General features: G+C 70.3%; 19 protein-coding genes and 1 pseudogene. 9 read left to right on the top strand and 11 right to left on the bottom strand.

Annotated features, from left to right (window positions below; translation table 11 throughout):
* Window positions 1–62: 62 nt before the first annotated feature.
* Together ABZ642_RS03365 and ABZ642_RS03360 are read right to left on the bottom strand one after the other, a co-directional pair.
* Complete coding sequence (locus ABZ642_RS03365) at window positions 63–2,030, bottom strand: calcium-binding protein (protein WP_360476336.1); 1,968 nt, start codon at window positions 2,028–2,030, stop codon at window positions 63–65.
* Between the two features lie 356 nt (window positions 2,031–2,386).
* A complete protein-coding gene (locus tag ABZ642_RS03360) occupies window positions 2,387–4,210 on the bottom strand; it encodes a phosphoenolpyruvate carboxykinase (GTP) (protein WP_360476334.1) in 1,824 nt (607 codons plus the stop codon).
* A gap of 377 nt (window positions 4,211–4,587) precedes the next feature.
* On the opposite strand from ABZ642_RS03360, the gene ABZ642_RS03355 reads away from it, so the two are divergent.
* From ABZ642_RS03355 to ABZ642_RS03340, 4 genes are all read left to right on the top strand, one after another.
* Window positions 4,588–5,304 carry a hemolysin III family protein gene (locus ABZ642_RS03355; RefSeq protein WP_360476331.1) on the top strand — a complete coding sequence of 239 codons (717 nt, stop codon included), beginning with the start codon at window positions 4,588–4,590 and terminating at the stop codon, window positions 5,302–5,304.
* Between the two features lie 113 nt (window positions 5,305–5,417).
* A complete protein-coding gene (locus tag ABZ642_RS03350; RefSeq protein ID WP_360476328.1) occupies window positions 5,418–6,992 on the top strand; it encodes a DHA2 family efflux MFS transporter permease subunit in 1,575 nt (524 codons plus the stop codon).
* A complete protein-coding gene (locus ABZ642_RS03345; protein ID WP_360476325.1) occupies window positions 6,989–7,630 on the top strand; it encodes a TetR family transcriptional regulator in 642 nt (213 codons plus the stop codon). The genes ABZ642_RS03350 and ABZ642_RS03345 overlap by 4 nt, the downstream gene beginning before the upstream one ends.
* Window positions 7,631–7,663: 33 nt before the next feature.
* A complete protein-coding gene (locus ABZ642_RS03340) occupies window positions 7,664–8,386 on the top strand; it encodes a Mut7-C RNAse domain-containing protein (RefSeq protein WP_360476322.1) in 723 nt (240 codons plus the stop codon).
* Window positions 8,387–8,404: 18 nt separating this feature from the next.
* On the opposite strand, the gene ABZ642_RS03335 is transcribed toward ABZ642_RS03340, so the two are convergent.
* The 6 genes from ABZ642_RS03335 to ABZ642_RS03310 all read right to left on the bottom strand — a co-directional run bounded on the left by ABZ642_RS03335 (window position 8,405) and on the right by ABZ642_RS03310 (window position 17,475).
* Window positions 8,405–9,748 carry a UDP-glucose/GDP-mannose dehydrogenase family protein gene (locus ABZ642_RS03335; protein ID WP_360476319.1) on the bottom strand — a complete coding sequence of 448 codons (1,344 nt, stop codon included), beginning with the start codon at window positions 9,746–9,748 and terminating at the stop codon, window positions 8,405–8,407.
* Between the two features lie 118 nt (window positions 9,749–9,866).
* The gene (locus ABZ642_RS03330) at window positions 9,867–11,150 is read right to left on the bottom strand and encodes a right-handed parallel beta-helix repeat-containing protein (protein ID WP_360476316.1); all 1,284 of its coding nucleotides are present in this window, start codon (window positions 11,148–11,150) and stop codon (window positions 9,867–9,869) included.
* Window positions 11,147–13,084 carry a right-handed parallel beta-helix repeat-containing protein gene (locus tag ABZ642_RS03325; RefSeq protein ID WP_360476312.1) on the bottom strand — a complete coding sequence of 646 codons (1,938 nt, stop codon included), beginning with the start codon at window positions 13,082–13,084 and terminating at the stop codon, window positions 11,147–11,149. The genes ABZ642_RS03330 and ABZ642_RS03325 overlap by 4 nt, the downstream gene beginning before the upstream one ends.
* Before the next feature lie 4 nt (window positions 13,085–13,088).
* Complete coding sequence (locus ABZ642_RS03320) at window positions 13,089–14,375, bottom strand: glycosyltransferase family 2 protein (RefSeq protein ID WP_360476309.1); 1,287 nt, start codon at window positions 14,373–14,375, stop codon at window positions 13,089–13,091.
* Between the two features lie 459 nt (window positions 14,376–14,834).
* Window positions 14,835–16,868: a thioredoxin domain-containing protein gene (locus ABZ642_RS03315; protein ID WP_360476306.1), complete on the bottom strand. Its 2,034-nt coding sequence runs from the start codon at window positions 16,866–16,868 to the stop codon at window positions 14,835–14,837.
* On the bottom strand, window positions 16,849–17,475 hold the full coding sequence (locus ABZ642_RS03310; protein ID WP_360476303.1) for a helix-turn-helix domain-containing protein: 627 nt from the start codon (window positions 17,473–17,475) through the stop codon (window positions 16,849–16,851). The genes ABZ642_RS03315 and ABZ642_RS03310 overlap by 20 nt, the downstream gene beginning before the upstream one ends.
* Before the next feature lie 199 nt (window positions 17,476–17,674).
* On the opposite strand from ABZ642_RS03310, the gene ABZ642_RS03305 reads away from it, so the two are divergent.
* Both ABZ642_RS03305 and ABZ642_RS03300 read left to right on the top strand, forming a co-directional pair.
* Window positions 17,675–18,073, top strand: a complete 399-nt coding sequence (locus tag ABZ642_RS03305; RefSeq protein ID WP_360476300.1) for a hypothetical protein — start codon at window positions 17,675–17,677, stop codon at window positions 18,071–18,073.
* A 93-nt stretch (window positions 18,074–18,166) separates the two neighbouring features.
* Complete coding sequence (locus ABZ642_RS03300) at window positions 18,167–21,367, top strand: tetratricopeptide repeat protein (RefSeq protein ID WP_360476298.1); 3,201 nt, start codon at window positions 18,167–18,169, stop codon at window positions 21,365–21,367.
* A 6-nt stretch (window positions 21,368–21,373) separates the two neighbouring features.
* Here ABZ642_RS03300 and ABZ642_RS03295 read toward each other — a convergent pair whose 3' ends face one another.
* Complete coding sequence (locus ABZ642_RS03295; protein WP_360476295.1) at window positions 21,374–21,613, bottom strand: hypothetical protein; 240 nt, start codon at window positions 21,611–21,613, stop codon at window positions 21,374–21,376.
* Window positions 21,606–22,487, bottom strand: a complete 882-nt coding sequence (gene mca, locus ABZ642_RS03290; RefSeq protein WP_360476293.1) for a mycothiol conjugate amidase Mca — start codon at window positions 22,485–22,487, stop codon at window positions 21,606–21,608. The genes ABZ642_RS03295 and mca overlap by 8 nt, the downstream gene beginning before the upstream one ends.
* Window positions 22,488–22,624: 137 nt before the next feature.
* On the opposite strand from mca, the gene ABZ642_RS03285 reads away from it, so the two are divergent.
* Entirely contained in the window at window positions 22,625–23,023 is a 399-nt protein-coding gene (locus ABZ642_RS03285) for a DUF4307 domain-containing protein (RefSeq protein WP_360476290.1), read from the top strand.
* A 171-nt stretch (window positions 23,024–23,194) separates the two neighbouring features.
* Window positions 23,195–23,695: a transcription elongation factor GreA gene (greA, locus tag ABZ642_RS03280; RefSeq protein WP_360476287.1), complete on the top strand. Its 501-nt coding sequence runs from the start codon at window positions 23,195–23,197 to the stop codon at window positions 23,693–23,695.
* Window positions 23,696–23,773: 78 nt separating this feature from the next.
* Here the strand turns inward: greA and ABZ642_RS03275 are convergent.
* Window positions 23,774–23,938 (bottom strand): annotated as a pseudogene (locus ABZ642_RS03275) (ABC transporter permease); the annotation flags it as partial.
* Window positions 23,939–24,112: 174 nt separating this feature from the next.
* On the opposite strand from ABZ642_RS03275, the gene ABZ642_RS03270 reads away from it, so the two are divergent.
* The gene (locus ABZ642_RS03270) at window positions 24,113–25,477 is read left to right on the top strand and encodes a glutamate decarboxylase (protein WP_360476284.1); all 1,365 of its coding nucleotides are present in this window, start codon (window positions 24,113–24,115) and stop codon (window positions 25,475–25,477) included.
* Window positions 25,478–25,522: the final 45 nt, after the last annotated feature.

Here is a 25,522-nt window from a genome sequence, read left to right as displayed (position 1 = left end):
GGCCGGCCTCCCCGGTGCGGAAGGCCGGCCCGGTCCGGTGGAGCGGACACTCTCCCGGAGACTCAGGGACAGCTGATGCGCCGGTCCCCCGGGTCGGTGGTGCAGGTGTCGAAGCCGAGGCCGCCGTTGGCCGTGTCGTTGGCGGAGACGCCGTCGGTGGTGACCACCCGGTCGTTGCCGGAAGCCCCGTTCACCGAGTCGTTGCCCGGGCCGCCGTACAGGGTGTCGTTGCCGTCCCCGCCGTCGATGCTGTCGTCGCCGTAGTCTCCGTAGACGGTGTCGGCGCCGCCGTTGCCGTGGAGGGTGTCGTTGCCGCCCAGGCCGCAGATCACGTTGTTGCCGGACGTGCCGTTGAGGGTGTCGGCCCCGCTGGTGCCGATGATCGTGCAGCCCCGCGAGTTGGTGACGGAACCGGTCGCCGTGGCGGTGTTGTTGCCCGTCGCCGGGTCGGACTGGTCGGCCCTGACGGTGGCCGAGTTCCGGAGCGTGCCGGTGGTGCGGGGTTCGGCGACGACGGTGACGGTGGCGCTCGCGCCCGGGGCCAGGGTGTTCAGGGAACAGGTGGCGCCGGTGGCGGAGGCGGTGCAGCTGCCCTGGGTGGTCGTCGCCGAGACCAGGGTCGCGCCGGCTCCGGAGAGCGTGTCGCTCAGTGCGACACCGGTGGCGGAGGCGGTCGAGGCGGCCGCGTTGGTCACGCGGACGGTGTACGTGGCCCGGTCGCCGAGGGTGACGGAGGACGGGCCGGTCTTGGTGACCGAGAGATCGGCGCTGGGCGGCGGGGGTGTACTGCCGCCTCCGCCCAGGTAGCGGGCCAGCGCGAAGTCCCGGTCGGGGCCGCCCAGGCCGGCGGCGACGATCCTGCCGTCGGACTGGAGCGCCACCCCGCGGGCCGCGTCGCCGCCACCGAAGTCCGTGGTCACCGCACCGCCGGTGCCGAAGCCACCGTCCAGGCTGCCGTCGGTGTTGTAGCGCCGGACCTCGAAGGCACCGCTGGGCCCGCTGCCGACGGCGACGATCCGCCCGTCGCTCTGCAGCTTCATGTCCTGGGCTCCCCCGCCGGGGGTGACGGCCAGCCCGTTGCCGTCGAAGCTCGGGTCCAGGGTGCCGTTGGTGTTGTAGCGGGCCAGTGCGAACCGGCCGCCGCTGCTGCCGGCCGCGACGATCCTGCCGTCGGGCTGGACCGCGAGCGCCTCCGCGGTGTCGTAGTCACCGAAGTCGGTGCGCTGGAAGCCGCCGCTGCCGAACCCGGAGTCGAGGCTGCCGTCGGCGTCGAAGCGGATGAGCGAGAAGTCGAAGCGGGTCGTGCCGACCTCACCCGCGACCACGATCTTGCCGTCGGACTGGAGGACCAGGGCGCGCGCGTCGCCGCCCGATTCGGGGGACGGGTCCGGATCGGCGCTCACCATGCCGTCGTCGCTGAAGCTGGTGTCCGGGCTGCCGTCGGGGTTGTAGCGGGCCACCGCGGCCCGGCCGCCGACATAGCCCGCGGCGACGATCTTGCCGTCGGGCTGCACCGCCACGTCCTTGGCCTCTTCGGGGGTGCCGAAGTCGGTGAACACCCGGCCGTCACCGCCGCCGAAGCCCGTGTCCAGAGTGCCGTCCGTGTTGTAGCGGGCCACCGTGAACCAGCAGCAGTTCTCGTACCCGCGCCAACTGCCGCCCGCCACGACGATCTTGCCGTCGGGCTGGAGCGCCACGGCGTGGGCCTCGCTCCACTGGAAGCCGTCGTTCGAAGGGAGGTTGTTGATGGGGGTGGTGACCCGGCCGTCGCCGCCGAAGCCGGTGTCCGGGGTGCCGTCGGGGTTGTGGCGGGTCAGCGCGAAGTCGCTCTCCAGGGCCGATTCGTCGACGAAGGCGCCGACGGAGACGATCTTGCCGTCCGGTTGCACGGCCACGTCGTTGGCGTGGTCTTCCCCGCCGAGGTCGGTGAGGATCGCGCCGGTACCGCCGAAGGCGGTGTCCAGGTCGCCGGGGGCGGCGAACGCGGTGCCGGGCAGGGCCAGTACGAGCGCCAGGAGGGTGGCTGTCACGGTTGCGGCCCGGACCGTGAGCGATCGAACACAAGGTGTGAACGATCGAACGTGAGGTGTGAACATGGGCCACAGCGTTCCGGCACCGGTCCCCGGGTCGGCTCGCCACGAGCCGCCTTGCCCTCACCGGCCGCAGGAAATCACCCCGGCGGGTGAGCGGCCACCGCCGAGACCCCGGCCTGTCGACAGGCGAAGGCCTGCCGTCTCCGGTCCCGTCGGGGCGGACGGGTCGGTGACGGCAGGCCCAGGGGCCGCACACGCCGTTGTGCGCGGCCTCGCCGGTTCACACCGCGGCCGGTCGTGACGATCGCTGGTCAGGGCACACCCGTACCGGCCGCGGAGTCTTCACTCGGGGCTCAGCCCAGCCGCTCCACCAGCGCCCGGTACTCGTCCCACAGTTCCTTCGGCGTGTGGTCGCCGAAGGTGTTGAGGTGGTCGGGGACCAGCGCGGCCTCCTCGCGCCAGGCCTCCTTGTCGACGGTCAGCAGGAAGTCGAGGTCGCCGTCGGCCAGGTCGAGCCCCTTGGTGTCGAGGGCCTCCCGCGTCGGCAGCACGCCGATCGGCGTCTCCACGCCCGCCGCCTTGCCGTCCAGCCGCTCCACGATCCACTTCAGGACCCGGGAGTTCTCGCCGAAGCCGGGCCAGACGAACTTGCCCGCGTCGTTCTTGCGGAACCAGTTGACGTAGTAGATCTTCGGGAGCTTCGCCTGGTCCTTGCCCTTGGCGACGTCGACCCAGTGCGCCATGTAATCGCCCATGTTGTAACCGCAGAAGGGGAGCATCGCGAACGGGTCGCGGCGCAGCTCACCGACCTTGCCCTCGGCCGCGGCGGTCTTCTCGGAGGCCACGTTGGCGCCCAGGAACACGCCGTGGTTCCAGTCGAAGGACTCGGTCACCAGCGGGACCGCGGTGGCGCGCCGGCCGCCGAAGAGGATCGCCGAGATCGGCACACCCCGCGGGTCCTCCCACTCCGGCGCGATGATCGGGCACTGCGCGGCGGGCACGGTGAAGCGGGCGTTGGGGTGGGCGGCCGGGGTCTCGGAGGCCGGCGTCCAGTCGTTGCCCTTCCAGTCCGTCAGGTGGGCCGGAAGCTCCTCCGTCATGCCCTCCCACCAGATGTCGTTGTCGTCGGTGAGCGCCACGTTGGTGAAGACCGCGTTGCCCCACAGCGTCTTCATCGCGTTGGCGTTGGTGTGCTCACCGGTGCCGGGCGCGACGCCGAAGAAGCCGGCCTCGGGGTTGATCGCGTAGAGGCGGCCGTCCTCGCCGAACCGCATCCAGGCGATGTCGTCGCCGATGGTCTCGACGGTCCAGCCGGAGACGGTGGGCTCCAGCATGGCGAGGTTGGTCTTGCCGCAGGCGCTCGGGAAGGCGGCGGCAACGTACTTGGACTCGCCCTGCGGAGGAGTGAGCTTGAGGATCAGCATGTGCTCGGCGAGCCAGCCCTCGTCCCGCGCCATCACGGAGGCGATGCGCAGGGCGTAGCACTTCTTGCCGAGCAGGGCGTTGCCGCCGTAGCCGGAGCCGTAGGACCAGATCTCGCGGGACTCGGGGAAGTGCGAGATGTACTTGGTCCGGTTGCAGGGCCAGGGGACGTCCGCCTGGCCGGGCTCCAGCGGGGCGCCGAGGGTGTGCACGGCCTTCACGAAGAAGCCCTCGTCACCGAGTTCGTCGAGGACGGCCTGGCCCATGCGCGTCATGGTGCGCATGGAGGCGGCGACGTACGCGGAGTCCGTGATCTCCACGCCGAGCGCGGAGAGCGGGGAGCCGAGGGGGCCCATGCAGAACGGGACGACGTACATCGTCCGGCCCTTCATCGCGCCACGGAACAGGCCCTTCTCGCCCGAGAAGATGTCACGCATCTCGGCGGGGGCCTTCCAGTGGTTGGTCGGGCCGGCGTCCTGCTCCTGCTCGGAGCAGATGAAGGTGCGGTCCTCGACCCGGGCGACATCGGTCGGGTCGGAGGCCGCGTAGTAGGAGTGGGGGCGCTTGATCGGGTCGAGCTTCTTGAAGGTGCCCTTCGCCACGAGCTCTTCGCACAGTCGCTCGTACTCGGCCTCGGATCCGTCACACCAGAGCACGCTGTCCGGCTGCGTCAGTTCGGCGATCTCGTTGACCCACGAGATCAGTTCCTGGTGCTTGGTGGGGATGACGGTGGGAGCCGCGATGTCGCGCGCCACGATTGCTCCTAAATGAGGGATTTTTTGATCTTTTGGTCCGCTGAGGACCTTGTTGCCCCGTGGGGGCTGCGACCCGGATGCTTCACGGTCATCGACCGTCTGGCGCTCATCCGGTGCCGACCGCACTCATTTGATCCTCCGACTCGATCACCCATCTGTCCAGAGGGAGTCACAGATGAGCGACGTGAGGAAGGCCACGGTCGCGGTGCCGACCTGCGTTTCTTTGCATCCACATTGAGTTCGCCTCAAGGTCTTTTTGCCCGGTGGCGAAGGCCGCCGGGTGACCGACGGGTGACCCGTGAGACGATGGCCACTCCCGGGCCGTCATCGGCCGAGACTGATCCGTAACTTACGGTTCCGTAGGTACGATGCGGTGCATGACTGCGCCCGTCCCCGACGCGCCCACGGATTCGCCGGCCGCCGGCCGCGGCTCCAGCGCGCTCTCCTCCCTGTCGCACCAGGTCAAGCCCAAGTTGCGTGGCTGGCTGCATCTGGGCATGTTTCCGGCCGTACTCATCTCGGGCCTCGTCCTCACCGCCCTCGCCGACTCACCGCGCGGCCGTGTCGCCTGCGGGATCTACGTCCTGACGGCGTGTCTGCTGTTCGGCGTGAGCGCGTTGTACCACCGGGGCAACTGGAGCCCGCGCATGGACGGCATCCTGCGCAGACTCGACCACGCCAACATCTTCCTGATCATCGCGGGCACCTACACACCGCTGACCCTGCTACTCCTGCCCGCTTCGAAGGGGCAGTGGCTGCTCTGGGGCGTCTGGGCCGCGGCGGCCGCCGGCATCATCTTCCGGGTCTTCTGGGTCGGCGCCCCTCGCTGGCTGTACACGCCCTGCTACATAGCGATGGGCTGGGCGGCGGTCTTCTACCTGCCCGACTTCATGCGCACCGGCGGTATCGCCGTGCTGGTCCTGGTGATCGTCGGCGGCCTCCTCTACAGCGCGGGAGGCGTGATCTACGGCATCAAGCGCCCGAACCCGTCACCGCGCTACTTCGGCTTCCACGAGGTCTTCCACTCCCTCACGCTGGCCGCGTTCGTCGTCCACTACGTGGGGATCTCGCTGGTGGCCTACCAGCACGCGTAGTCCTCCCGCCCCTCCCCGAGTGGCCACGGCTCCCGAGCCGTGGCCGCTTTTTTCATGCCCTGACATCGACTCCCCATTGACAGACACTAGATTTTGAGAGCTACTCTCATTTCATGGCTACTGTCACTCAGCTTGAAGAAACGCATCAGAATCCCCGCCGCTGGTGGGCCCTGGGCGCCCTGGTCGCGAGCATGCTGGTGCTCGGCTTCGACACGACGATCCTCAACGTGGCGCTCCCGACCATGGCCGGGGAACTCGGCGCCACCACCAGCCAGCAGCAGTGGATGGCCGACGCGTACGTCGTCGTCTTCGCCTCGCTGATGCTCCCGGCCGGACTCCTCGGCGACCGCTTCGGCCGCCGCCGGATGCTCGTCACCGGCCTGGTGATCTTCCTGGCCGGCTCCCTGGTCGGCTCCCTCGCCGACGACGTGAACTGGGTGATCGCCGCCCGCACGGTGATGGGCGTCGGCGCGGCACTGGTGATGCCGCTCGCCATGTCCGTGCTGCCCTCGCTGTTCGGGCCGAAGGAGCGCACGCGGGCCGTCGGCATCGTCTCGGCCGCCTCGGCGCTCGGCCTGCCACTGGGCCCGATCATCGGCGGCTTCCTGCTCAACCACTTCTGGTGGGGCTCGGTCTTCCTGATCAACGTCCCGATGGCCGCCATCGGGATCGCCGCCTGCGTCTTCCTGCTCCCCGAGACCAGCGACCCCGCCTCCCCCAGGGTCGACGTCCTCTCCACCGCGCTCACCGTGACCGGCCTCGGCGCCCTGATCTACGCGATCATCGAGGCCCCCGACCGCGGCTGGGGCGATCCGCTGGTCCTCGCCCTGCTGGCGGGCTCCGTCGTCCTCATCGCGGGCCTGGTGCTGCGCGAACGCCGGGTCGAACGCCCCATGCTCGACATGACCCTCCTCGCCCACCGCGGCTTCCTGCTCAACACCCTCGCCGCGACGCTGGTGATGTTCGTGCTGTCCGGCCTGCTGTTCGTGCTGCCGCCCTACCTCCAGGCGGTCCTCGGCAACGACGCCTTCGGCACCGGCCTGAGGCTGCTGCCCATGATGGGCGGCCTGCTGGTGGCCGCCCGGGGCGCCGAGGCGACGGTCGCCCGCTTCGGATCCCGCGCCGTGATCGCCACCGGCCTGGTCGTCCTCGCCTTCGCCGCGATCCTCGGCAGCCGTACGACCGTGGACTCCGGCTACGGCTACACCGCGCTGTGGCTGTCGATCGCGGGCCTGGGCTTCGGCTTCTCGGTGGTCCCCGCCATGGACGGCGCCCTCGCCGCCCTGCCCACCGACCGGGCCGGCAGCGGCTCCGGGCTGCTGATGACCACCCGGCAGGTCGGCGGCGCCGTCGGCATCGCCCTGCTCGGCAGCCTGCTCGCCAGCACCTTCCGCGACCGCCTGGACGTGACCGGCCTGCCCGCCTCGCTCGGCCACACCGCCGGCGAGTCGGTGGTCGCCGCCCACCTGGTCGCCCAGAAGGCGGGCTCGGCCCCGCTGGTCGCCTCCGCGGACGCCGCGTACGTGCACGGCATGGGTCTGGTCCTGCTGGTCTGCGGTGTCGCCGCGCTGGTCACCGCGCTGCTGGCCGCCGCGTTCCTGCCCAACACACCGACCGCCCGGCCCGCCGAAGCGGAAGACAACGAGGACCCGGCCGTGGCCCCCGCCACCGCCGATGCCGGACAATGACCAGCATGACGGCACCGCACACCTCCTTCTCCCCGGCCGACAACCCCCGGCTCGGCCTGCGCGAACGGAAGAAGATCAAGACCCGCGAGGCGATCCGCGAGGCGATGTACGCGCTGGTCGAGGAGCAGGGGTACGAGGCCACGACGATCGAGCAGATCGCCGAGCGGGCCGAGGTGTCGCCGTCCACCGTCTTCCGGTACTTCCCGACCAAGGAGGACATCGTCCTCACCGACGAGTACGACCCGCTGATCCTGGAGGAGCTCCGCGCCCGGCCCGCCGACGAGCCGTGGCCGGAGTCCCTCCGCCATGTGATGCACCGTGCGGTGGCCCTGGGCATGAAGGACGCCCACTCGGTCTCCCGGCTGCGCACCCGGCTGATGGTCGAGGTGCCGGCGGTGCGCTCCCGGATGATGGAGAGCATGTCGGAGACCGGCCGACTGCTGTGCCAGGCCATCGGCGAGCGCACCGGGCGCGACCCGCACAGCCTGGAGGTGCGGGTCTACGCGATGTCCATCGTCGGCGGGCTGATGGAGACGTCGATGTACTGGGCGGAGCAGGACCACGAGCCCGAGTTCAAGGACCTCGTCGACCGCGCCCTGAACGTCATCGAACACGGACTGCCGCCGGAAAAGCCCTGAGGTCCCAGGCGCCTCCCGTGCCATCCTGATCAGGTGAACGCTGCCGAGATCCGTGTCGAAGTCGCCCCCGAGCTGGCCCTGTTCGTCCCGCACGCCCGCCGCACCGGCACGCACCCGCTCGCCGTCGACGGCGTCTCCACGCTCGGCCATGTGATCGAGTCCCTGGGCGTCCCGCTCACCGAGGTCGGCGCGCTGGAGGTGGACGGCCGGGAGGTGCCGGCCGCGCACATCCCGGCGGACGGCGAGTCGGTCGCCGTGCGCGCGGTCCGGCGCCCGCAGGAGGTCCCGGGCGCTCCGCTCCGCTTCCTCCTCGACGTCCACCTCGGCACCCTGGCCCGCCGGCTGCGCCTGCTGGGCGTGGACACCGCGTACGAGTCGACGGACATCGGCGACCCGGCCCTCTCGGCCCGCTCGGCGGCCGAGCAGCGCGTGCTGCTCAGCCGCGACCGGGGCCTGCTGCGCCGCCGCGAACTGTGGGCCGGCGCCTACGTCTACAGCACCAGCCCCGACGACCAACTCCACGACATCCTCGACCGCTTCGCCCCCGAACTGCGCCCCTGGACCCGCTGCACGGCCTGCAACGGCCTGCTGAGGAAGGCGACCAAGGAGGAGGTGGCGGACCAGCTGAAGGGCGGCACCCAGAAGTCGTACGACGTCTTCGCCCAGTGCACGGAGTGCGGCCGCGCCTACTGGAAGGGCGCGCACCACCAGCAGCTGGAGGCCATCGTGGAGCGCGCCCTCGCCGAGTTCGCCTGAGGCGGTCCCGGGCCGCGGTCAGTTACGGCCCAGCGCCCGGTACTCCCAGCCGGCCGCCCGCCACTGCGCGGGGTCCAGGGCGTGCCGGCCGTCCACGACCCGGCGCCGGTTCACCACGGAACCCATGACCTCCGGGTCGATCTCCCGGAACTGCGCCCACTCGGTCAGCAGCACCACCACGTCGGCGTCCGCGGCGGCCTGCAGCACGTCGGTGCCGTACTCCAGCTCCGGGTGGACCCGGCGGGCGTTGTCCATCGCCACCGGGTCGTAGACGGTCACCCGGGCGCCGGCCCGGTGCAGTGTGGCGGCGACGTCCAGCGCCGGGGCGTCCCGGATGTCGTCCGAGTTGGGCTTGAAGGCCGCACCCAGCGCGACCACCTTCGTCCCCGCCAGTTCCCCGCCGACCAGCTCACGGACCAGGTCCACGGTACGGGCCCGGCGGCGCTGGTTGATCCCGTCCACCTCACGCAGGAACGCCACCGCCTGGGCGACGTCCAGTTCCTCGGCGCGGTGGATGAACGCCCGGATGTCCTTGGGCAGGCAGCCGCCGCCGAAGCCCAGGCCCGGCTTGAGGAACCGGCCGCCGATCCGGTCGTCGTAGGCCAGTGCCTCGGCCAGCCGGTGCACGTCGGCGCCGGTGGCCTCGCAGACCTCCGCCATGGCGTTGATGTACGAGATCTTCGTGGCCAGGAAGGAGTTGGCGGCGACCTTGACCAGTTCGGCGGTCGGCAGGTCGGCGACCACCACCGGGGTGCCCTGGGCGATGACCGGGGCGAACGCGGCGCGCAACCGCTCCTCCGCCCACGCGGACTCGGTGCCGAACACCAGCCGGTCGGGGTGCAGGGTGTCCTCCACGGCGAAGCCCTCCCGCAGGAACTCCGGGTTCCAGGCGAGTTCGACCTCGTCCCCGGCCGGCGCGGTCTCACGGATCAGCTCCGCCAGCCGGGCCGCGGTGCCCACCGGCACCGTGGACTTGCCGACCACCAGGGCCCGCCGGTTCAGATGCCGGGCCAGCTCGGTGACCGCGCCCTCCACATGGCGCAGGTCCGCCGCGTAGGAGCCGGGCTGCTGCGGGGTGCCCACGCAGACGAAGTGGATGTCGCCGAACTCCGCGGCCTCCGCCAGGCTGGTGGTGAAGTGCAGCCGGCCGGACTCCTGGGCCTTGACCAGGAGTTCGGGCAGCCCTGGCTCGAAGAACGGCACCTCCCCGGCTCTCAGCAGCTCGATCTTGCCGGGGTCCACGTCGACGCCCAGTACTTCGTAGCCGAGTGCCGCCATGCAGACCGCGTGCGTGGCGCCCAGGTAGCCGGTGCCGATGACCGTCAGACGGGGGGCGTCGGTGCCGTCGAGAAGAGTGTCCATGATGCCTCCGAGAGGGGTTCCCTGGCAGAAAGTGCGCATGCCGAAGACGCGCGTGGGTGAAGGAGAGGGTGACCTGCGGCCGGGTGCGGGACCCGGGTGCGAACCGGGCCCCGCGCCGTCAGGAGGAACAGGCCGTGTTGGCGAGGCCCTTCGCCGCTTCGCTGACCTTGTTGTCGCAGGCGACCTTGTTGTTCTCGACGGGCGCGAGATGGAAGCCGTAGCCCGGGCCGTCCACCTGCGCGGTGTTGCCCTGGAACAGGTTTCCGGTGCCCCAGCCGTCGAGGATCCGGTGGGTCTGGAAGCCGTCCTCACGGGAGTGGCGGCCGACGTTGCCCTTGATCAGCCAGTCGTTTCCCTTGACGTCGACCCAGGAGTCGTTGTGACCCCCGGTGAGCTGGGCGCCGTCGAAGGTGTTGCCGATCAGGGAGCCGCCGGTGGTGCCCTCCTTGATGTCGACGGACTCGGCGGTGGTGGCACTGACGTGGTTGCCGCGGATGACGTTGTCGTCGCTCTTGTCGGGCTTGCAGTCGGTGACCGTGCACCAGTTGGACTCGGCCGAGCCGACGTAGATGCCCTCGCCGAAGGTCTCCTTGCGCTTGCCGGTGTCGCGGACGGTGTTGCCCTCGACCACGTTGCCGGAGCTGAAGTCGCGCAGATGGATGCCCTCGTCGCCGATGTTCTCGACGGTCAGGCCCTGGATGACGGTGCCCTGGACCTTGTCGGCCATGACCCCCTTCTGGCCGTCGCGGACCGTGAAGCCGAGCAGCCGCCAGTGGCTGGCGCCGTCGAGGTGGAAGGCGTAGCCGCCGTCGACGTCACCGGCGTCGATCACCGCGCCGGGGCCGCCGCACAGGAAGATCGGCCGGTCCGCGGTACCGGGGTTGGCGGCGGTGAACCGGTCGTCGTACACCCCGTCCCGCATCCTGATGACAGTGCCGGGCTGTGCCTGGTCCAGGGCCTCCGCAAGGGACTTGGCGTCCCCGACGGTGACCGTGGCGGCCGGGCACTTCACCGGTCCGGACGCGGCGGCCGGGGCGGAGCCGGTCGCGGTGGGCGCGGCCGTCCCCTCGTCGGTCGCCGTACCGCTCGGTTCCGGGTCCGCGGCCGTGGCACCGGGACCGTCGGTGGTCTCGGTGTCGTCCGTGGGGGTGGCCACCGGAATGGTGGGGCCCGCGTCGGGGCCCGCCCCGTACACCACGGGCGGGCCGTCTCCGGCGGAGGCCGCCACGATCAGCGCCACCACCGAGACCAGCAGGGCGGCCGAGGCCACCCAGAGCGGCAGGCCGCCGGAGAGCCAGATCCGGCGCAGCCGTTCCGCCGCCGTGGGCGGTGTTCCCGGGGCGTCGGCCCCGGTCCCGGAATCTGTCGCGGCACCTGTCCCGTCCGGTGTGTCGTCGCTCATTCGCTCATCACCGGCGTCCTGCGGCGGCCCGCCACCTCGAGCTCGTCCGGGGGCGGCGCGGGCAGCGGTGCCTTGTCGGAGTACGGATGGACGATCCGGTCGACCCGCCCGTGACCGCGCCGCCTGCGCCGGCCCATGACGGCCGAGAACAGGATCAGCAGCAGGATGCCGGTCCACAGCAGGGTCATCGGGCTCGCGTAGTGCTTCACCTTGACCCAGAAGGAACTGGTGTCGTACCAGGCGAAGGTCTGGTTCTCCTTGATGTCGGCTCCGCCGTGGGAGCGGCTGGAGTCCAGCGCGCTGGGGCCGACCCCGCCGATCACGTTGAACGAGACCGTCGTACCGTCCACGCCGCCGACCAGGCTGACTCCGTGGTTGGTGGCGTCCTGGACGGTGTTGCCGCGTATCTCGGCGGCCGAGTCGCGGACGTACACGCCGGTCTCCGGGCCGTCGATGATGTTGCCGGTGACCGTGGCGTCGCGGACGCCGTCCCGTACCGAGATGCCCTGCCGGTTCTGGCCGGTCAGGCGGTTGCCGGTGATGGACACCTTGTCCGCCGCCAGGCGGGCCACGATCCCCATGTCACCGCCCTCGATGCGGTTGTTCTGCACGCCGACGTCGAGCCCGCCGAGCACCTCGACGCCGTAGCGGCCGTTGTCCTCGGCCACGCTGTTGGCGACCGAGTTGGAGCCGTAGCTGTCGACGGCCTGCCCGGAGGCGGAGGGGCCGTCGGCGAGCGGCTTGCCGCTGAGGGTGTAGCCGTTGCCGCCGTTGCCCTGGGCGGTGGAGCCGCTGATCCGCACCTGCTGGGTGGCGCGGGAGAGGATGAAGCCGTCACCGCCGTTGTTCTTGGCGACCGTGCGCTGCACCAGCGAGCTGGAGACGAACCGGTGCAGCACCACCCCGTCCTCCAGGCTGTTCTCCACGGTCGTGTCACTGATCTCGATCCCCGTGGCACTGGAGATGAAGATCCCGAAGGCGTTGCCGGTGATGGTCGAGTGGGTGATCGAACCGGAGACGTAGGAGAGCCCGCCGGTGGTGAACCGGGCGTCGGGAGTGGTCAGTTCGCCGGACGGCATGGCGGTGACATCGCCGCTGCTGGAGCCGTCGTCGTCCTGCGCGTCCCCCTGCTCGTCGGCCCGCTCGCGCGCGGTCTTGCCGTGGATCTGGCCGGTGTCCTCCAGCGAGCCGGTGTTCGGACGGTCGGTGCCGGTGAGGCTGAGCCCGCCGGTACGGCCGCTCCAGAACCCCAGGTTCGCGAGTTTGGTGTGCGTCATCTCGAACTGGCCGCCGATGGTGCGGACATAGGCCCGGCCGTCCCGGACGTCGGTGTCGGCCTTGTTGGCCTGCGGGTCCCAGCTGGTGATGGTCAACGGCGCCTGGGCGGTGCCCTGGAGCACCAGTTCGCCGCCGAAGGAGACGATGGAGACGAAGCCGGTGCGGTTGCTGGCCATCCGCAGGGTGAGGCCGCCCGGGTTGGACAGCTTCAGCTTGGCGCCGACGTTGAGGTAGATGTTCTCGGTCAGCAGGTACGAGCCGTCCTTGCGCCGCACAAAGGTCTGTGGGGCGAGTTTCAGCAGGTCGGCGATGGTGTAGGCGTTGCTGCGCTGGGTGAGCACCAGGGTGTATCCGTTGTCGGTGTCCAGCCGGTACGGCACGGTCCACTTGGTGCTCTGCAGGGGCGCCACCGAGGTGAACGCCCGTACCTGGTTGAGCCGGTGGTCCTCGTCGGCGACCAGCGCGGCCTGGGTCTCCGCGTCCGCCGCCGCCAGCTTCTGCTTGTCGCCGTCCCCGTCGGCGTGCGCCGCGGTGGACGTGCCCAGCAGCAGCGTCGCCGCCACCGCGAAGGAGCCCAGCAGCGCCGCCGTTCTGGCACCCGCCCGGCGCAGTCCCGCGCCGGGGCCCGGTCTGACAGTGATGAGTCGTGCCGACATGACGTCAGATCACCTCCGGCTGGAGAGCGGAGTGGTTCTGACCGCCGCCGGAGAGGGTCGAGGCGCTCTGGCCCTCGCCTCCGATGCTGGTGGAGCTGCGGGTGAGCCAGCCCTGCTTGTTCATGGTGACGAAGGCGTACAGCTTGATCGGCAGCGAGATCATGATGACCACGAGAGCCGTCAGCGGCAGCAGCAGGATCTCCTGCGGGTGCCTGCGCAGATGCGAGTAGCCACGGACCGCACGGCCCAGCATCAGCCAGACCAGGGTGAGGACGATGCCGCGCCCGCTGAAGTCGAGCCGGCTCAGCAGCAGGTAGCCGAGGGCCATGCCCATGGTCACCGGGGTGAGCAGGATCTGCAGCACGGTGATCTTGGTGACCAGCGGGGCCCGCCACAGCCAGCCCTTGTACAGCGAGGTCAGGTAGCACCGGTAGGAGTTGCGGCTCCACCGGACGCGCTGCTTGACGAAGGCCCGGAAGGACGAGGGGAACATGGAGATGGCCCGTGCGGAGGACTGGTGCACCGTCTTGTAGCCGGAGGCGAGCACCAGCCAGGTCAGCCTGCCGTCGTCGCCGGCCACACAGCGGCGGCCGAGGAAGAACTCGTTCTCCAGGTTCTCCAGGACCGGCAGGACCGCCGCCCGTCGGTAGGCGGCCGTACGGCCCGACAGACAGGCCACGGCACCGGCCCGGCCCATGGCCGGGACGTAGTCGTAGTAACGGAGGTTGACCAGCCAGTCGGCTATTCGGCGCCAGACACTGGTGGTGCGCTGGTAGACGTTCTGCTGGGTGCCCACCCCGCCGACCGTGGGGTCCACGAAGGGCATCTGTACGGCGTCCAGCAGCCCCGGCTCCCAGCGGGTGTCGGAGTCCACCAGGACGAGCAGCTCCCCCGTGGCGGCACGTATGCCGACGCCCAAGGCGGAACGTTTCCCCCTGTGTTCGAAGGCGAGCACCCGCACCCGGGGGTCCTCCACCAGTGACAGCCGGCGCAGTACCTCGTGGTCCTCCACGTCGGGAACGATGATGATCTCAGCCGGATCCTGGGCGAGCCAGGTGTCCAGGCACTCCAGCAGGATGTCAGGGTCTTCCCGGTACGCCGGGACCACCACGGAGACACTGGTACGGAAGTTGTTGACGACCGGCTTGGCGAACCGGGAGAGCACCGCTCGGTACAGCCAGAGCGCCCAGACGAAGAGTCCGGCAAGCCCCAGCGGCATCAGCTCTCGCCACGAAGTTTCCCCCACAGCCTCGACGATCCACGACCAGACCTGGTCGAAGAACTCGGACAATGTTGCGTTCTCCCCCCACATAACACGGCTGCCTCGGTCCGAAAGGGACAGAACCGGGCACTGCTTTCAGCGATGCTAGGAGATCTTGGGTGAACAAGGGTCACACGAAATACAAACTTCACTCACAAAATCTTCACACACCGCTCGCCACGGACACGACGGACCGTCGTACGACAGGTGTGCAGGACCCCCAGTTCCCCAATCCCTCCCCGGCCATGACAGCGCGTCACACGCGTCACGGCGCGAGCAGGATCATATGGGGGTGATGTGAAGAGCACGAACTCTTCCGATAAATGACATGTTTCGGCGCAACGAGCAGAAAGCGCGACCAGCCCCCACGCACCGACAGACGACCACCGGCCGGCATCCCCCCTCCCGCAGGCAACCCCGCACCCGCTTGGCCGCCGACGGCACCCCGCCTCGGGGTCGACCGCTGATGAGGGTCGCCCACCTGGTCCTTCAGCCGCCCAGCGCCGATTTCAGCCGCTCCGGGTCGGTGGTCGGGGCGTCGCAGGTGAAGTTGCGGCAGACGTACGCGGCCGCCTCGCCCCCGACGAGCGGACGAGCGGCGAGCAGCGGGAACTCGTCACTCTCCGGAGTACCCACGGCCACGACCGCGCCGGGGGCGACACCCAGAAGCGCGGTGCGGTGCAGGGCGGTTGTCCGGGGGTCCTGTTGGTCAGGCCCCACGACCGCGACCTCGCGCGGACCGTCGAGGAACGCCTCGGCGACGGCGAGCCCCCACCCGATGAAACGCGGCACCCGCGGTCCGAGCGGCCTGACGACACCCAACGCCCGCTCCGCCGCGGTGCGATGAGGCTCCGACCCGGTGTGGGCCGCATAACTGAGCAGCGCACCGGCGGCCGCGGTCCAGCCGGAGGGCGTGGCGTTGTCGGTCGGGTCCTGCGGCCGGCGGATGAGCCGCTCGGCGTCGGAGGCGGTGTCGTAGAGGGAACCGGTCTCCGGGTCGGCGAACCGGACCAGGACATGGTCGAGCAGCAGCCCGGCGAACTCCAGCCAGACGCCCTCGCCGGTCACCGACGCGAGCGCCATGAAGCCCTCGGCGACATCGCCGTAGTCCTCCAGCACGCCCGCGTTGGCGCCGACCCGGCCGTCCCGGCTGGTGCGGGCGATCCGCGCGTGGTCGTCGAGATGCAGGCGTACGAGGAGATCGGCGGCACCGACGGCGGCCTCGACCAGGTCCGGCCGGTCGAAGTACGCGCCGGTCTCGGCGAGCGCGGCGACGGCGAGCCCGTTCCAGGCGGCGACCACCTTGTCGTCCCGGCCGGGCGCGGGGCGCTCCGCGCGCCGCGCGAGCAGCCGCCGCTTGATCGACTCGACCTTCTCTGCGTCGAACACGCCCTCCTGCTGCGGGAGTTGAAGGACGGACTGGCCGTGCTCGAAGGTGCCGGCCTCGGTGACCCCGAAGTACTGGGCGGCGAGATCCGCGTCCGCGCCGAGGACCTCGCCGAGCTGCGCGGGCGTCCACACGTAGTACGCACCCTCGACGTGCTTGCCGGTGCCGGTCCCGTCGTCGCTGTCGGCATCCAGGGCGGAGGCGAACCCGCCCTCGTGGGTGCGCAGTTCACGGACCATGAAGTCGGCGGTCTCCAGGGCGACCCGGCGGGCCAGCTCGGACCCTGTGGCCCGCCACAGGTGCGCGTACGCCCGGCAGAGCAGGGCGTTGTCGTACAGCATCTTCTCGAAGTGCGGCACGATCCAGTCGCGGTCGACGGAGTACCGGGCGAAGCCGCCGCCGAGCTGGTCGTAGAGGCCGCCGCGGGCCATCCGCTCGCAGGTGTCCGCGGCCATCTGCAGGGCACCTTCGGAGCCGGTCCGGGCGTGGTGGCGCAGCAGGAACTCGATGACCATGGACGGCGGGAACTTGGGGGCGCCGCCGAACCCGCCGCGCTGCGCGTCGTATTCACGGGTGAGCCCGAGCAGGGCCTGGGCGAGCTCCTGCTCACCGGGCGGCCGGGCGCCCTGGTGGCTGATCTCCCGCTCCGCGAGATCACGGACGATCTTCCCGGCGACCTCGGCGACCTCGTCCCGCCGGTCCGTCCAGGCGCCCCGGACACCTTCCAGCACCTGCCGGAAGGAGGGCATGCCGTGGCGCGGGGCGGGCGGGAAGTAGGTGCCGAAGTAGAAGGGCTCGGCGTCGGGCGTGAGAAACACGGTCATCGGCCAGCCGCCCTGCCCCGTGGCGGCCTGCACGGCCTCCATATAGACGGCATCGACGTCGGGCCGCTCCTCACGGTCGACCTTGATCGGGACGAAGTGCTCGTTGAGGTAGTCGGCGGTGCCCTGGTCCTCGAAGGATTCGTGGGCCATGACATGGCACCAGTGGCACGAGCTGTATCCGACACTCAGCAGGACGGGTCTGTTCGTCTCGCGGGCCCGGGCGAAGGCCTCGGCCGACCAGGGCCACCAGTCGACGGGGTTGTCGGCGTGCTGGAGGAGGTACGGGGACGTCTCATGGGCCAGTCGGTTCACCCTCCCACTCTCCCACGGCGTCCGGAGCCGCGTAGAAGCGCAGGTTGACCCGGCGCGCCCCCTCGGGAACGGCGTCGTCGGGGTGGCTGTGGCGGGCGAGCAGTTCCTGGTAGGCGTGGACGAAGGCGTGCAGGTCGTCCTTGGTCATCCAGGTGCCGGTGCGCTGCACCTGGGCCCAGCCCCGCGGGCCCCGGTACTCCTCGTGGGCGCGGCGGAACAGCCTGGTGTCGACCTCGATCCTGAGCAGGGCGAGGTGCTCGGCCGCCGTGTACTCCTCGCTCGTCATCGTGGCCGGGTCGGGGGTGGTGTGGCTGAACGGCAGACTCCGCCACCACCGCTCCCGTCCTCCCGACTTCTCCGGGATCTCCTCGATGAGCTTCTGCTCGGCGAGTTTGCGCAGGTGGTAGCTGGTGGTACCGGAGCTCTCGCCGAGTTCGCGGGCGAGCACGGTGGAGTTGGCCTCGCCGTGCAGGCCCAGGTAGTCGAGGATCCGACGGCGCAGGGGATTGCCCAGCGACTTGTAGAGGGCGGTGCGTTCGAGGCCGGTCAGCTCGGTGTGTGCGGCGGGGTCGGGCGCTGCGGCCGTCCCGGGCGTGCCGTCGGTCATGCGATCACCGTAACCCTGAGACCCCTGAGGGAACCCTGACCCTTCCCCTATGTTAGCCGATTTTTCTTTGCAGAATTTTCTCTGCGGTCTAGCGTGGGGGCATGGCGGAGGACCCGTGAGGTCCACAGGCTCCGCTGAGCAGGAACAAGGTGAGGGGGCCGAGGTGTTGGAGCCGTTAACGGCGACGAAGGTGCAGAGGATGCAGCGGACGAGGCGGCTGAAGAGGTGGGCACTGATCCTGCTCGGGTCGTCCGCCGTGCTGCTCGTGCCGTGGATGGTGGTGCTGGCGCTGACGCTGCCCACCAAGACCGAGGTGCACAACTGGTCACTGGCCTGGATCGGGCTGGACATCCTGATGGCGGTGGGCTGCGCGGCCACCGCCGTGCTGGGGTTGCGAGGTGACGCCCGGGCCCGTCTGACGGCTTCGGCGACGGCATCGGTGGCGATCCTGGACGCGTGGTTCGACATAACGACGTCGGCGGTCGGCACAGAGCTGCTGGAGGCGCTCGGCAGCGCGGTGGCGGAGGCGGGTCTGGCCGCGGCGTGCGTCTTCCTGGCGCTGTCGAAGGGCCGGCAGAGCGAGCCCGTGTCGCGGTAGCCCCCGCTCTTCGATGATCCGGCCCTCTCGCAACTTCGCGCTCTCCCAAGGACACTCATAACCAAAGGAGTTACCGCTGGAGGGGGACGGGACATGCGGGACGCCCATCGGGCGGAGGCCGACCGGCTGCTGGTCCGGGCCGTGGAGGAGGAGGTCCGCCGCTCCGGCGGCCGCGTGGACGGACAGCTGCTGCTGTCCCGGGCCCGCGGCGGCCTGGACGCGATGGCACAGACCGCCGCCGAGGAGTACGACACCTACGCCCACGCTCTCGACGAGACAGAGGCCGGCCGGCAGAGCTTCGGCCAGCGGTACGCCAGAGAAGGTGCCGGAACTCCGCTGCTGGTAGCGGCCGTCGCCGCGGTCGCCGCCACCGTCGCCGACCTCTCCCTGGGCACCGGCGCCGGTACGGCACTCGGCGCGGGCGTGGCCGCCGGAGTCATCGGCGCGGCCGCCACGGTCGTCAAGGTCGCGGGTGCCCATCTGCCCGCCGCTCATCACCAGGCCGGCGCGGCCGGTCAGCCCGGCGGTCCCGAGCAGCTGCGTCTGCAGTGGCTGACCGCGCTGGAGGTGCGGGGCATCCGTCCGTTCCTCGATCAGCAGCGGGTGCTGAACGCGTCCACGGGGCCGAAGAAGCAGGGCCCGGGGCTGCGCGGCGCGGACAAGAGCGCGGCGGCCCGCAGGCGTACGGTGCTGCAGCAGTCGTTCGGTCAGCTCCCCGACCCGGACATCCCGTTCGCCGGGCGGCACCAGGAGCTGGCGCGGATCCGGCAGTGGGCGCAGGCGGCGCGGGCGACCACGGAGACCCGTCCGACGGTGGTCGTCCTGCATGGCGAGCCCGGCTCCGGGCGTACGACGCTCGCGGTCCGGGCCACCCACGACCTCAAGGACTTCTTCCGGGGTGCGGTCGTGGTGGATCTGCGCGGCGACACCCGGGGCGAGCCACCGTTGCCCACCCGGGACGCGCTGCTGCATCTGCTCAACCGGCTGGGTGCGCCGCGTGAACAGCTGCTGTTCCGTGAGCGTTCCTCGGCCGACCAGCAGGTCAAGCGGCTCAGCGAGCTGTACCACCAGCACCTGGCGGGTCTGCCGGTGACGATCGTGCTGGACGACGCCTCGGACGCCGAGCAGGTGCGCACGCTGATCCCGGAGCGGTCCGACAGCCTGGTCCTGGTCACCGCCCGGGAGCAGCTCGACCTGCCCGCGGACCTGCCGGCCTGGGTGCACCAGCTTCCGGTGACGGCGCTGGACGCGGCGGGCGCGGAGGAACTGCTGGACGCGGCGGCGCAGGACACGTCGGGGCCGTACGACGCGCAGTCCGCGGAGCGGATCCGGGAGTTGTGCGGCGGGCTGCCGCTGGCGCTGCGAGTGGCGGGTTCGTCGCTGGGTTCGCGGTCACCGCTCCAGCTGGCGGCGGATCTCGGCGCGTACGGCCCGGTCGAGCCGGTGGAGCGGGTGCTGTGGCTGCGCTACACCGACCAGTCGGAGACCGGGCGCCGTCTGCTGCGCAGGCTGGCGCTGGCGGGCCGGGCCTCGCTCGGCGCAGCGGCCGCGGCCGCGCTGCTGGCCACGGACGAGGCGGAGGCGACCCGTCATCTGGTCACGCTGGCACAGGCCGGCCTGATCGACCACGTCCGGGGCAGCCGCTACCGGCTGCACGACCTGGTCCGTGCCTTCGCCCAGGCCCGCCTCGCCGACGAGGAGGAACCGGCCGACCGTACGGCGGCGCAGGAGCGGCTGATCGTGAACTACGGGGAGCTGGCCGACTCCGTGCTGCGGCTGGTGGACGGCAACATGTCGACCCGCTCGGACCGGTTCAGCCCGCACGGCTTCACCTCGCTCGACGAGGCGCTGCGCTGGCTGGACGACGAGTCGAGCTTCATCACGGCGGCGCTGCGGCACGCGGAGGGCGTCGACCAGGCGGCCGTGCAGAATCTGCTGGGCGCCCTGTGCGACTACTGCCTGCTGCGCGGCGACCTGTACCGGCTCGGTGAGATCAGCGAGTTGGCGCAGGCGGTGGACCAGGGCCTGCTGGTGCGTTCGGTGCAGTGGCGTACCGGCATCGCGGCCCGTCAGCTGGGTGAACTGGACAAGGCGCGCACCACCCTCACCTCGGTCGTGGACCTCTACATGGAGGCGCATCACGACGCCGGCGCGGCCCGCGCCCTGTGCTCCCTCGGGATCACCCTGCACCATCAGGGCCACCTCACCGAGGCGGCGGCCAAGCTCCAGGAGGCGCTGGATCTCCAGGCGGCCCCCCAGCTGGCGACCGACCGGGCCTGGACGATGCACGCGCTGGCGGCGGTGCAGCGCGACCGCGCCCGGCTGCCGGAGGCGTTGGACCTGCTCACCCGCTCGCTCGTGCTGCACCGGGAGGGCGGTTCGGTGCACGGCGAGGCCTGGGCGCACTTCCAGCTCGGTCAGCTGGCGCTGCGGATGGGTGACGTACCTCGGGCGGAGCGGGAGTTGGGGGCGGCGCTGGAGCGTTACGGCCGTACCCGCGACGCCCGTGGCGAGGCCTGGGCGCTGACCCAGCTGGCGCGGGCCCGGCTGGTGGCCGGTGACGCGTCCCCGGCGGTCGACGCACTGCGCCAGGCGGCCGCCCGGCACCGGGAGAACGAGGACGCGCGCGGCGAAGCCTGGACGGTCTACTACCTGGGCCAGGCACTGGAGGAGACCGGCACGCTGGACCTGGCGGTCCGTGAGCTGGAGCGCTCGCGCACGATGTTCTCCCGGATACGGGACGTCTACGGACTGGCCTGTGCCCGCCACCACTCGGCCCGGGTGACCCGCGACCAGCGGGCGGCCCAGACCGGCTCGCTGCGCAACTCGGGTTTCGCCCGTCAGCTCCTGGTCGACGCCCGCGCCGACTTCCAGCGCATCGGTGTCGTCCACGGCGAGGCCTGGACCTGTCTGGAGCTGGCCGTCGTGGACGCCGGCAACAACCGCACCCAGCAGGCCCTGGCCCTGTGCGACGAGGCGGTCGCCCTGTTCTCGTCGTACGGCGACCGCCGCGGCGAGGACTGGGCCCGCTTCCTGCGCTGCACCCTGCTCCCCTACGCCGCGCCGGGCGGTGTGGAGGTGGGCACGGCGGTCGCCCAGGAGGAGCTGGCCCAGCTCTCCCGCGGCGCCCATCCGCTGCGCGACGAGAAGCTGCCCGAGCACGTCACGACGTACGGCCTGCTGCTGGACCGCGGGATCACCCTGGAGTCCGGCTGGCAGGCCTGGCGCCTGGGCATGGTCCCCAGCCGGCACGCCCGTGAGGTGATGGGGGTGCCGGTGCCGGGTGGGGCGTGACGCCGGTCAGCCCTTGGGGTCGGCCACGGGAGTCCCCGAGTCCGCCTTGGTGTCCGGGGACTCCTTGAAGTCGACCTTCCGCATGTGCTTGCTCATGGACTTCATCAGGCCCCAGACCGCCACGGCCATCACCGCGAAGACGATGAAACCGAGGACCCCGGGGGTGACCTTGTTCTCGTCGACCTCCTTGGCGAGGGGGACGAGATGCGTCAGTGCCAGACTTGCGCTTGCGCTCATGTCAGGCATTGTCGCGGATGCCCGCAAAGAGGTCGTCCTCGGGGAGGGAAGTATCCACGAACGACTTCGCGAGCTCGTACTCCTCGGTCGGCCAGACCTCCTTCTGGAGGTCCATCGGGACCTTGAACCAGCCGCCGTCGGGGTCGATCTGCGTGGCGTGGGCGATCAGTGCCTTGTCGCGGATCTCGAAGAAGTCCGCGCACGGGATGTGCGTGGTCAGGGTGCGCTCGGCGCGCTCGACCTCGCTCCACCGCTTCAGCCAGTCCCCGTACGGCGACTCCATGCCGCGCGACAGCAGCGCGTTGTGCAGCGCCTCGGTGCGGGGGCGGTTGAAGCCCTGGTTGTAGTAGAGCTTCTGCGCCTGGTGGACGGGGCCGAACTCGCCCTCGGGGTACTTCTCGGGGTCGGCCGCGCCCTCGAAGGCCACCATCGAGATCTTGTGGGTCATGATGTGGTCGGGGTGCGGGTAGCCGCCGTTCTCGTCATAGGTGGTGATCACCTGTGGGCGGAACGCGCGAATCCTGCGGACGAGTTCGCCGGCCGCCTTGTCGACGTCCTCCAGGGCGAAGCAGCCCTCGGGGAGCGGCGGCAGCGGGTCGCCCTCGGGCAGGCCGGAGTCGACGAAGCCGAGCCACTCCTGCTTGACGCCCAGGATCTCGCGGGCCTCGTCCATCTCCTTCTTGCGTACCTCGTGGATGTGCTCCTCGATGTACTTGTCACCCTGCAGCTTGGGGTTGAGGATGGAGCCGCGCTCCCCGCCCGTGCAGGTCACCACCAGCACGTCCACCCCCTCGGACACGTACTTCGCCATGGTGGCCGCGCCCTTGCTCGACTCGTCGTCGGGGTGGGCGTGCACGGCCATCAGTCGCAGCTGGTCAGTCAAGACTCAATCCTCAGTAAGTCAGCGCCCCGGTGTCTTCGGGTGCGATCGGCGCTTCTATAGTGACCGAATCGGGGGGCGAATAATTCCGGGGTCCGGGTCTTGCCGGGTCCGGAGGGGTTCTTGCCGGGAGGACGATCATGAGTACCGCGAGTACGCGGCTGCCCGAGGGCCGCTACGGCCGCTCCTCGGACGAGGTCGCCGACCGCAGGCTCAAGATCACCGGCGCCGTCCTGGGTGCCCTGCTGCTCGCCCTGGTCGGCTATTTCGCCTACCACTATGTCGTGAAGAACGAGATCAGCGCCCAGGTGGTCGCCTTCGACGCCTCGGACAGCGCGGTCAAGGTGCATCTGGAAGTCCACAAGGGCGCCGGGGACTCCGGGTACTGCACCCTGCGTTCCCAGGCCGCGGACGGCTCCGAGGTGGGCCGGGCGGACTTCCGCTTCACCGGTTCCGCCACCGAGATCGACCGGGTGCTCACGCTCCGTACGACGGCCCGGGGCACCACGGCGGAGCTGCTCGGCTGCCACGCCGGCTGACGTCAGCCATATGAATACATAGGGCCTCACCTGCGTTGACGTGATTCTGATGGCTTATGTCCTCCCCCTTACGCCGTTGAATTGTTAGGCTCGTGGTTTCGCCCTTCCATGGAGGAACATGCTTCTGGGTAGGGCGATGCTTGTTATTCCCAGTACCGACGAGGAGCACCTGTGACCCAGACCAGCGAGAACGTCACCTGGCTGACCCAGGAGGCGTACAACCAGCTCAAGGCCGAGCTGGAGTACCTGTCTGGTCCTGCGCGCACGGACATCGCCGCCAAGATCGCGGCCGCGCGCGAGGAGGGCGACCTGCGCGAGAACGGCGGGTACCACGCGGCCAAGGAGGAGCAGGGCAAGCAGGAGCTCCGAGTGCGCCAGCTGACCCAGCTTCTGGAGAACGCCAAGGTCGGCGAGGCTCCGACCTCCGCGGACGGCGCCGTCGCGCCCGGCATGGTGGTGACCATCGCCTTCGACGGCGACGAGGACGACACCATGACGTTCCTCCTGGCCTCGCGCGAATACGCCAGCGCCGACGTCGAGACCTACTCGCCGCAGTCCCCGCTGGGCACCGGTGTCATCGGACACAAGGTGGGCGAGGACGCGGAGTACGAGCTGCCGAACGGCAAGAAGGCCTCGGTGCGGATCCTCAAGGCCGAGCCCTACTCCGGCTGACGCGAACAGACCTGCCCCCGGCGTCCGTGGGACGCCGGGGGCCTTGTCATGCCACGCGTCGCGCGAGCATGGTCCGCTTCACGCGGTGGCCGAGCGGCACTTGCGGACCGCGAGCGTCCGGAAGACCAGGAGGATCGCGACCGACCGGAGCAGCGAGGCCAGGACCGGGTGCTGCATGGGCCGGGCGTCGGACGCGTTGAAGCCCGGCGGCAGGTTGCCGAACAGCTCACGGCCGGCCTGGACGAGCCGACCTGGCTCGAACCGCCGGACACATAGGTGAACAGCACCACGAACATGATCGGCTGGATCAGCCCGAAGATCGGCATCTCGGGGAAGAGCGATTACGGGAGGGCGCCCTCCGGAGCGCCTCGGCGTGTCCCTCCCAGGGGCTAGCTCCGGCGCTGCTTGAATCATCGTATGACTAAGCGTGACGGCGCGGCCCTGTTCGGTAACCGGTTCTTGACCGTACCCGCTCCCTCGGAGACCTTCCCCGAGGAAGGCATGGCTGCGACGGACGCAATGAGGCTGCTGGATGTGGACCTCGCCATGGAGGGTGACCCGCAGCGTAACCTCGCCACGTTTGTCACCACGTGGATGGAGCCGGAGGCGCAACGGATCATCGCCGAGAATCTCCACCGCAATTTCATCGACCATGCGGAGTACCCGATTTCCGCCGAGATCGAGCAGCGTTGCGTGCGCATGCTCGCCGACCTCTTCCACGCGCCGGGCAGGACCACCGGATGTCGGACCCAGGGCTCGTCCGAGGCGATCATGCTCGGGGCGCTGTCCCTGAAGTGGAAGTGGCGGGAGCGCCGCCAGGCGGCCCATCTGTCGGTCGACCGACCCAACTTGATCTTCGGCGGGGACGTCCACGTCGTATGGGAGAAGTTCTGCCGCTACTTCGACGTCGAACCGCGGATCGTGCCGCTTGCCGAGGGCAAGTACACGATCGGCCCGGAGGACGTGGAGCCCCACCTCGACGAGAACACGATCGGCGTCGTCGCCGTCCTCGGCACCACGTTCACCGGCCACAAGGACGATGTCGTCGGGATCGACAAGCTCCTGCGGGACATCCGCAAGAAGCGGGACCTCGACATCCCGATCCACGTTGACGGCGCCAGCGGCGCATTCGTGTGGCCCTTCCTCTACCCGGACTCGAAATGGGACTTCCGGCTCGAGCAGGTCCGTTCCATCAACGTATCGGGACACAAGTACGGCCTGGTCTACCCCGGCATCGGCTGGCTGGTCTTCCGCGAGGAGTCCGACCTGCCCCAGGACCTCGTGTTCCACGAGAACTACCTGGGCAAGACCGACGCGACGTTCACACTGAACTTCTCGACCGGAGCGGCGATGGTGCTCGCCCAGTACTACAACTTCGTCCGGCTCGGCCGCCAGGGCTACACCTACGTCATGAAGATGCTGCAGGAGAACGCCCACGCGTTGGCGGACAACCTGAACAGCAGCGGCCGCTTCGAAGTGATCGGGAACGACCTCGAGCAGCTGCCGCTGGTCGCTTTCCGTCTCGCCGGCAAGCACGCCTACGACGAGTCCGACGTCGCCTGGCAGCTCTCGGCCGAGCGCGGCTGGATGGTGCCGGCGTACACGCTCCCGCCGAACGCGGAGCGGGTGAAGATCCTGCGTGCCCTGGTCAAGGAGACCCTGAGCCGCGAGCAGATCGATCGCCTGACCCAGGACATCGCCGACGCGTGTCGCACTTTGGACGACAAGGGTGCGACCCACGGGAACGAGCGAGCCAAGGTCAAGCGCGGCACCGGCTACTGACGCGCCTCCGCCCCCTGTCGCAGACACCCGCTCGCTCAGACGGCG

This window comes from Streptomyces sp. NPDC007157 (assembly GCF_040634235.1).
In the GTDB taxonomy this organism is placed as follows: domain Bacteria; phylum Actinomycetota; class Actinomycetes; order Streptomycetales; family Streptomycetaceae; genus Streptomyces.
The sequence above is the reverse complement of the archived record's forward strand: the minus strand, read 5'-3'. Positions and strand labels throughout refer to the sequence as shown.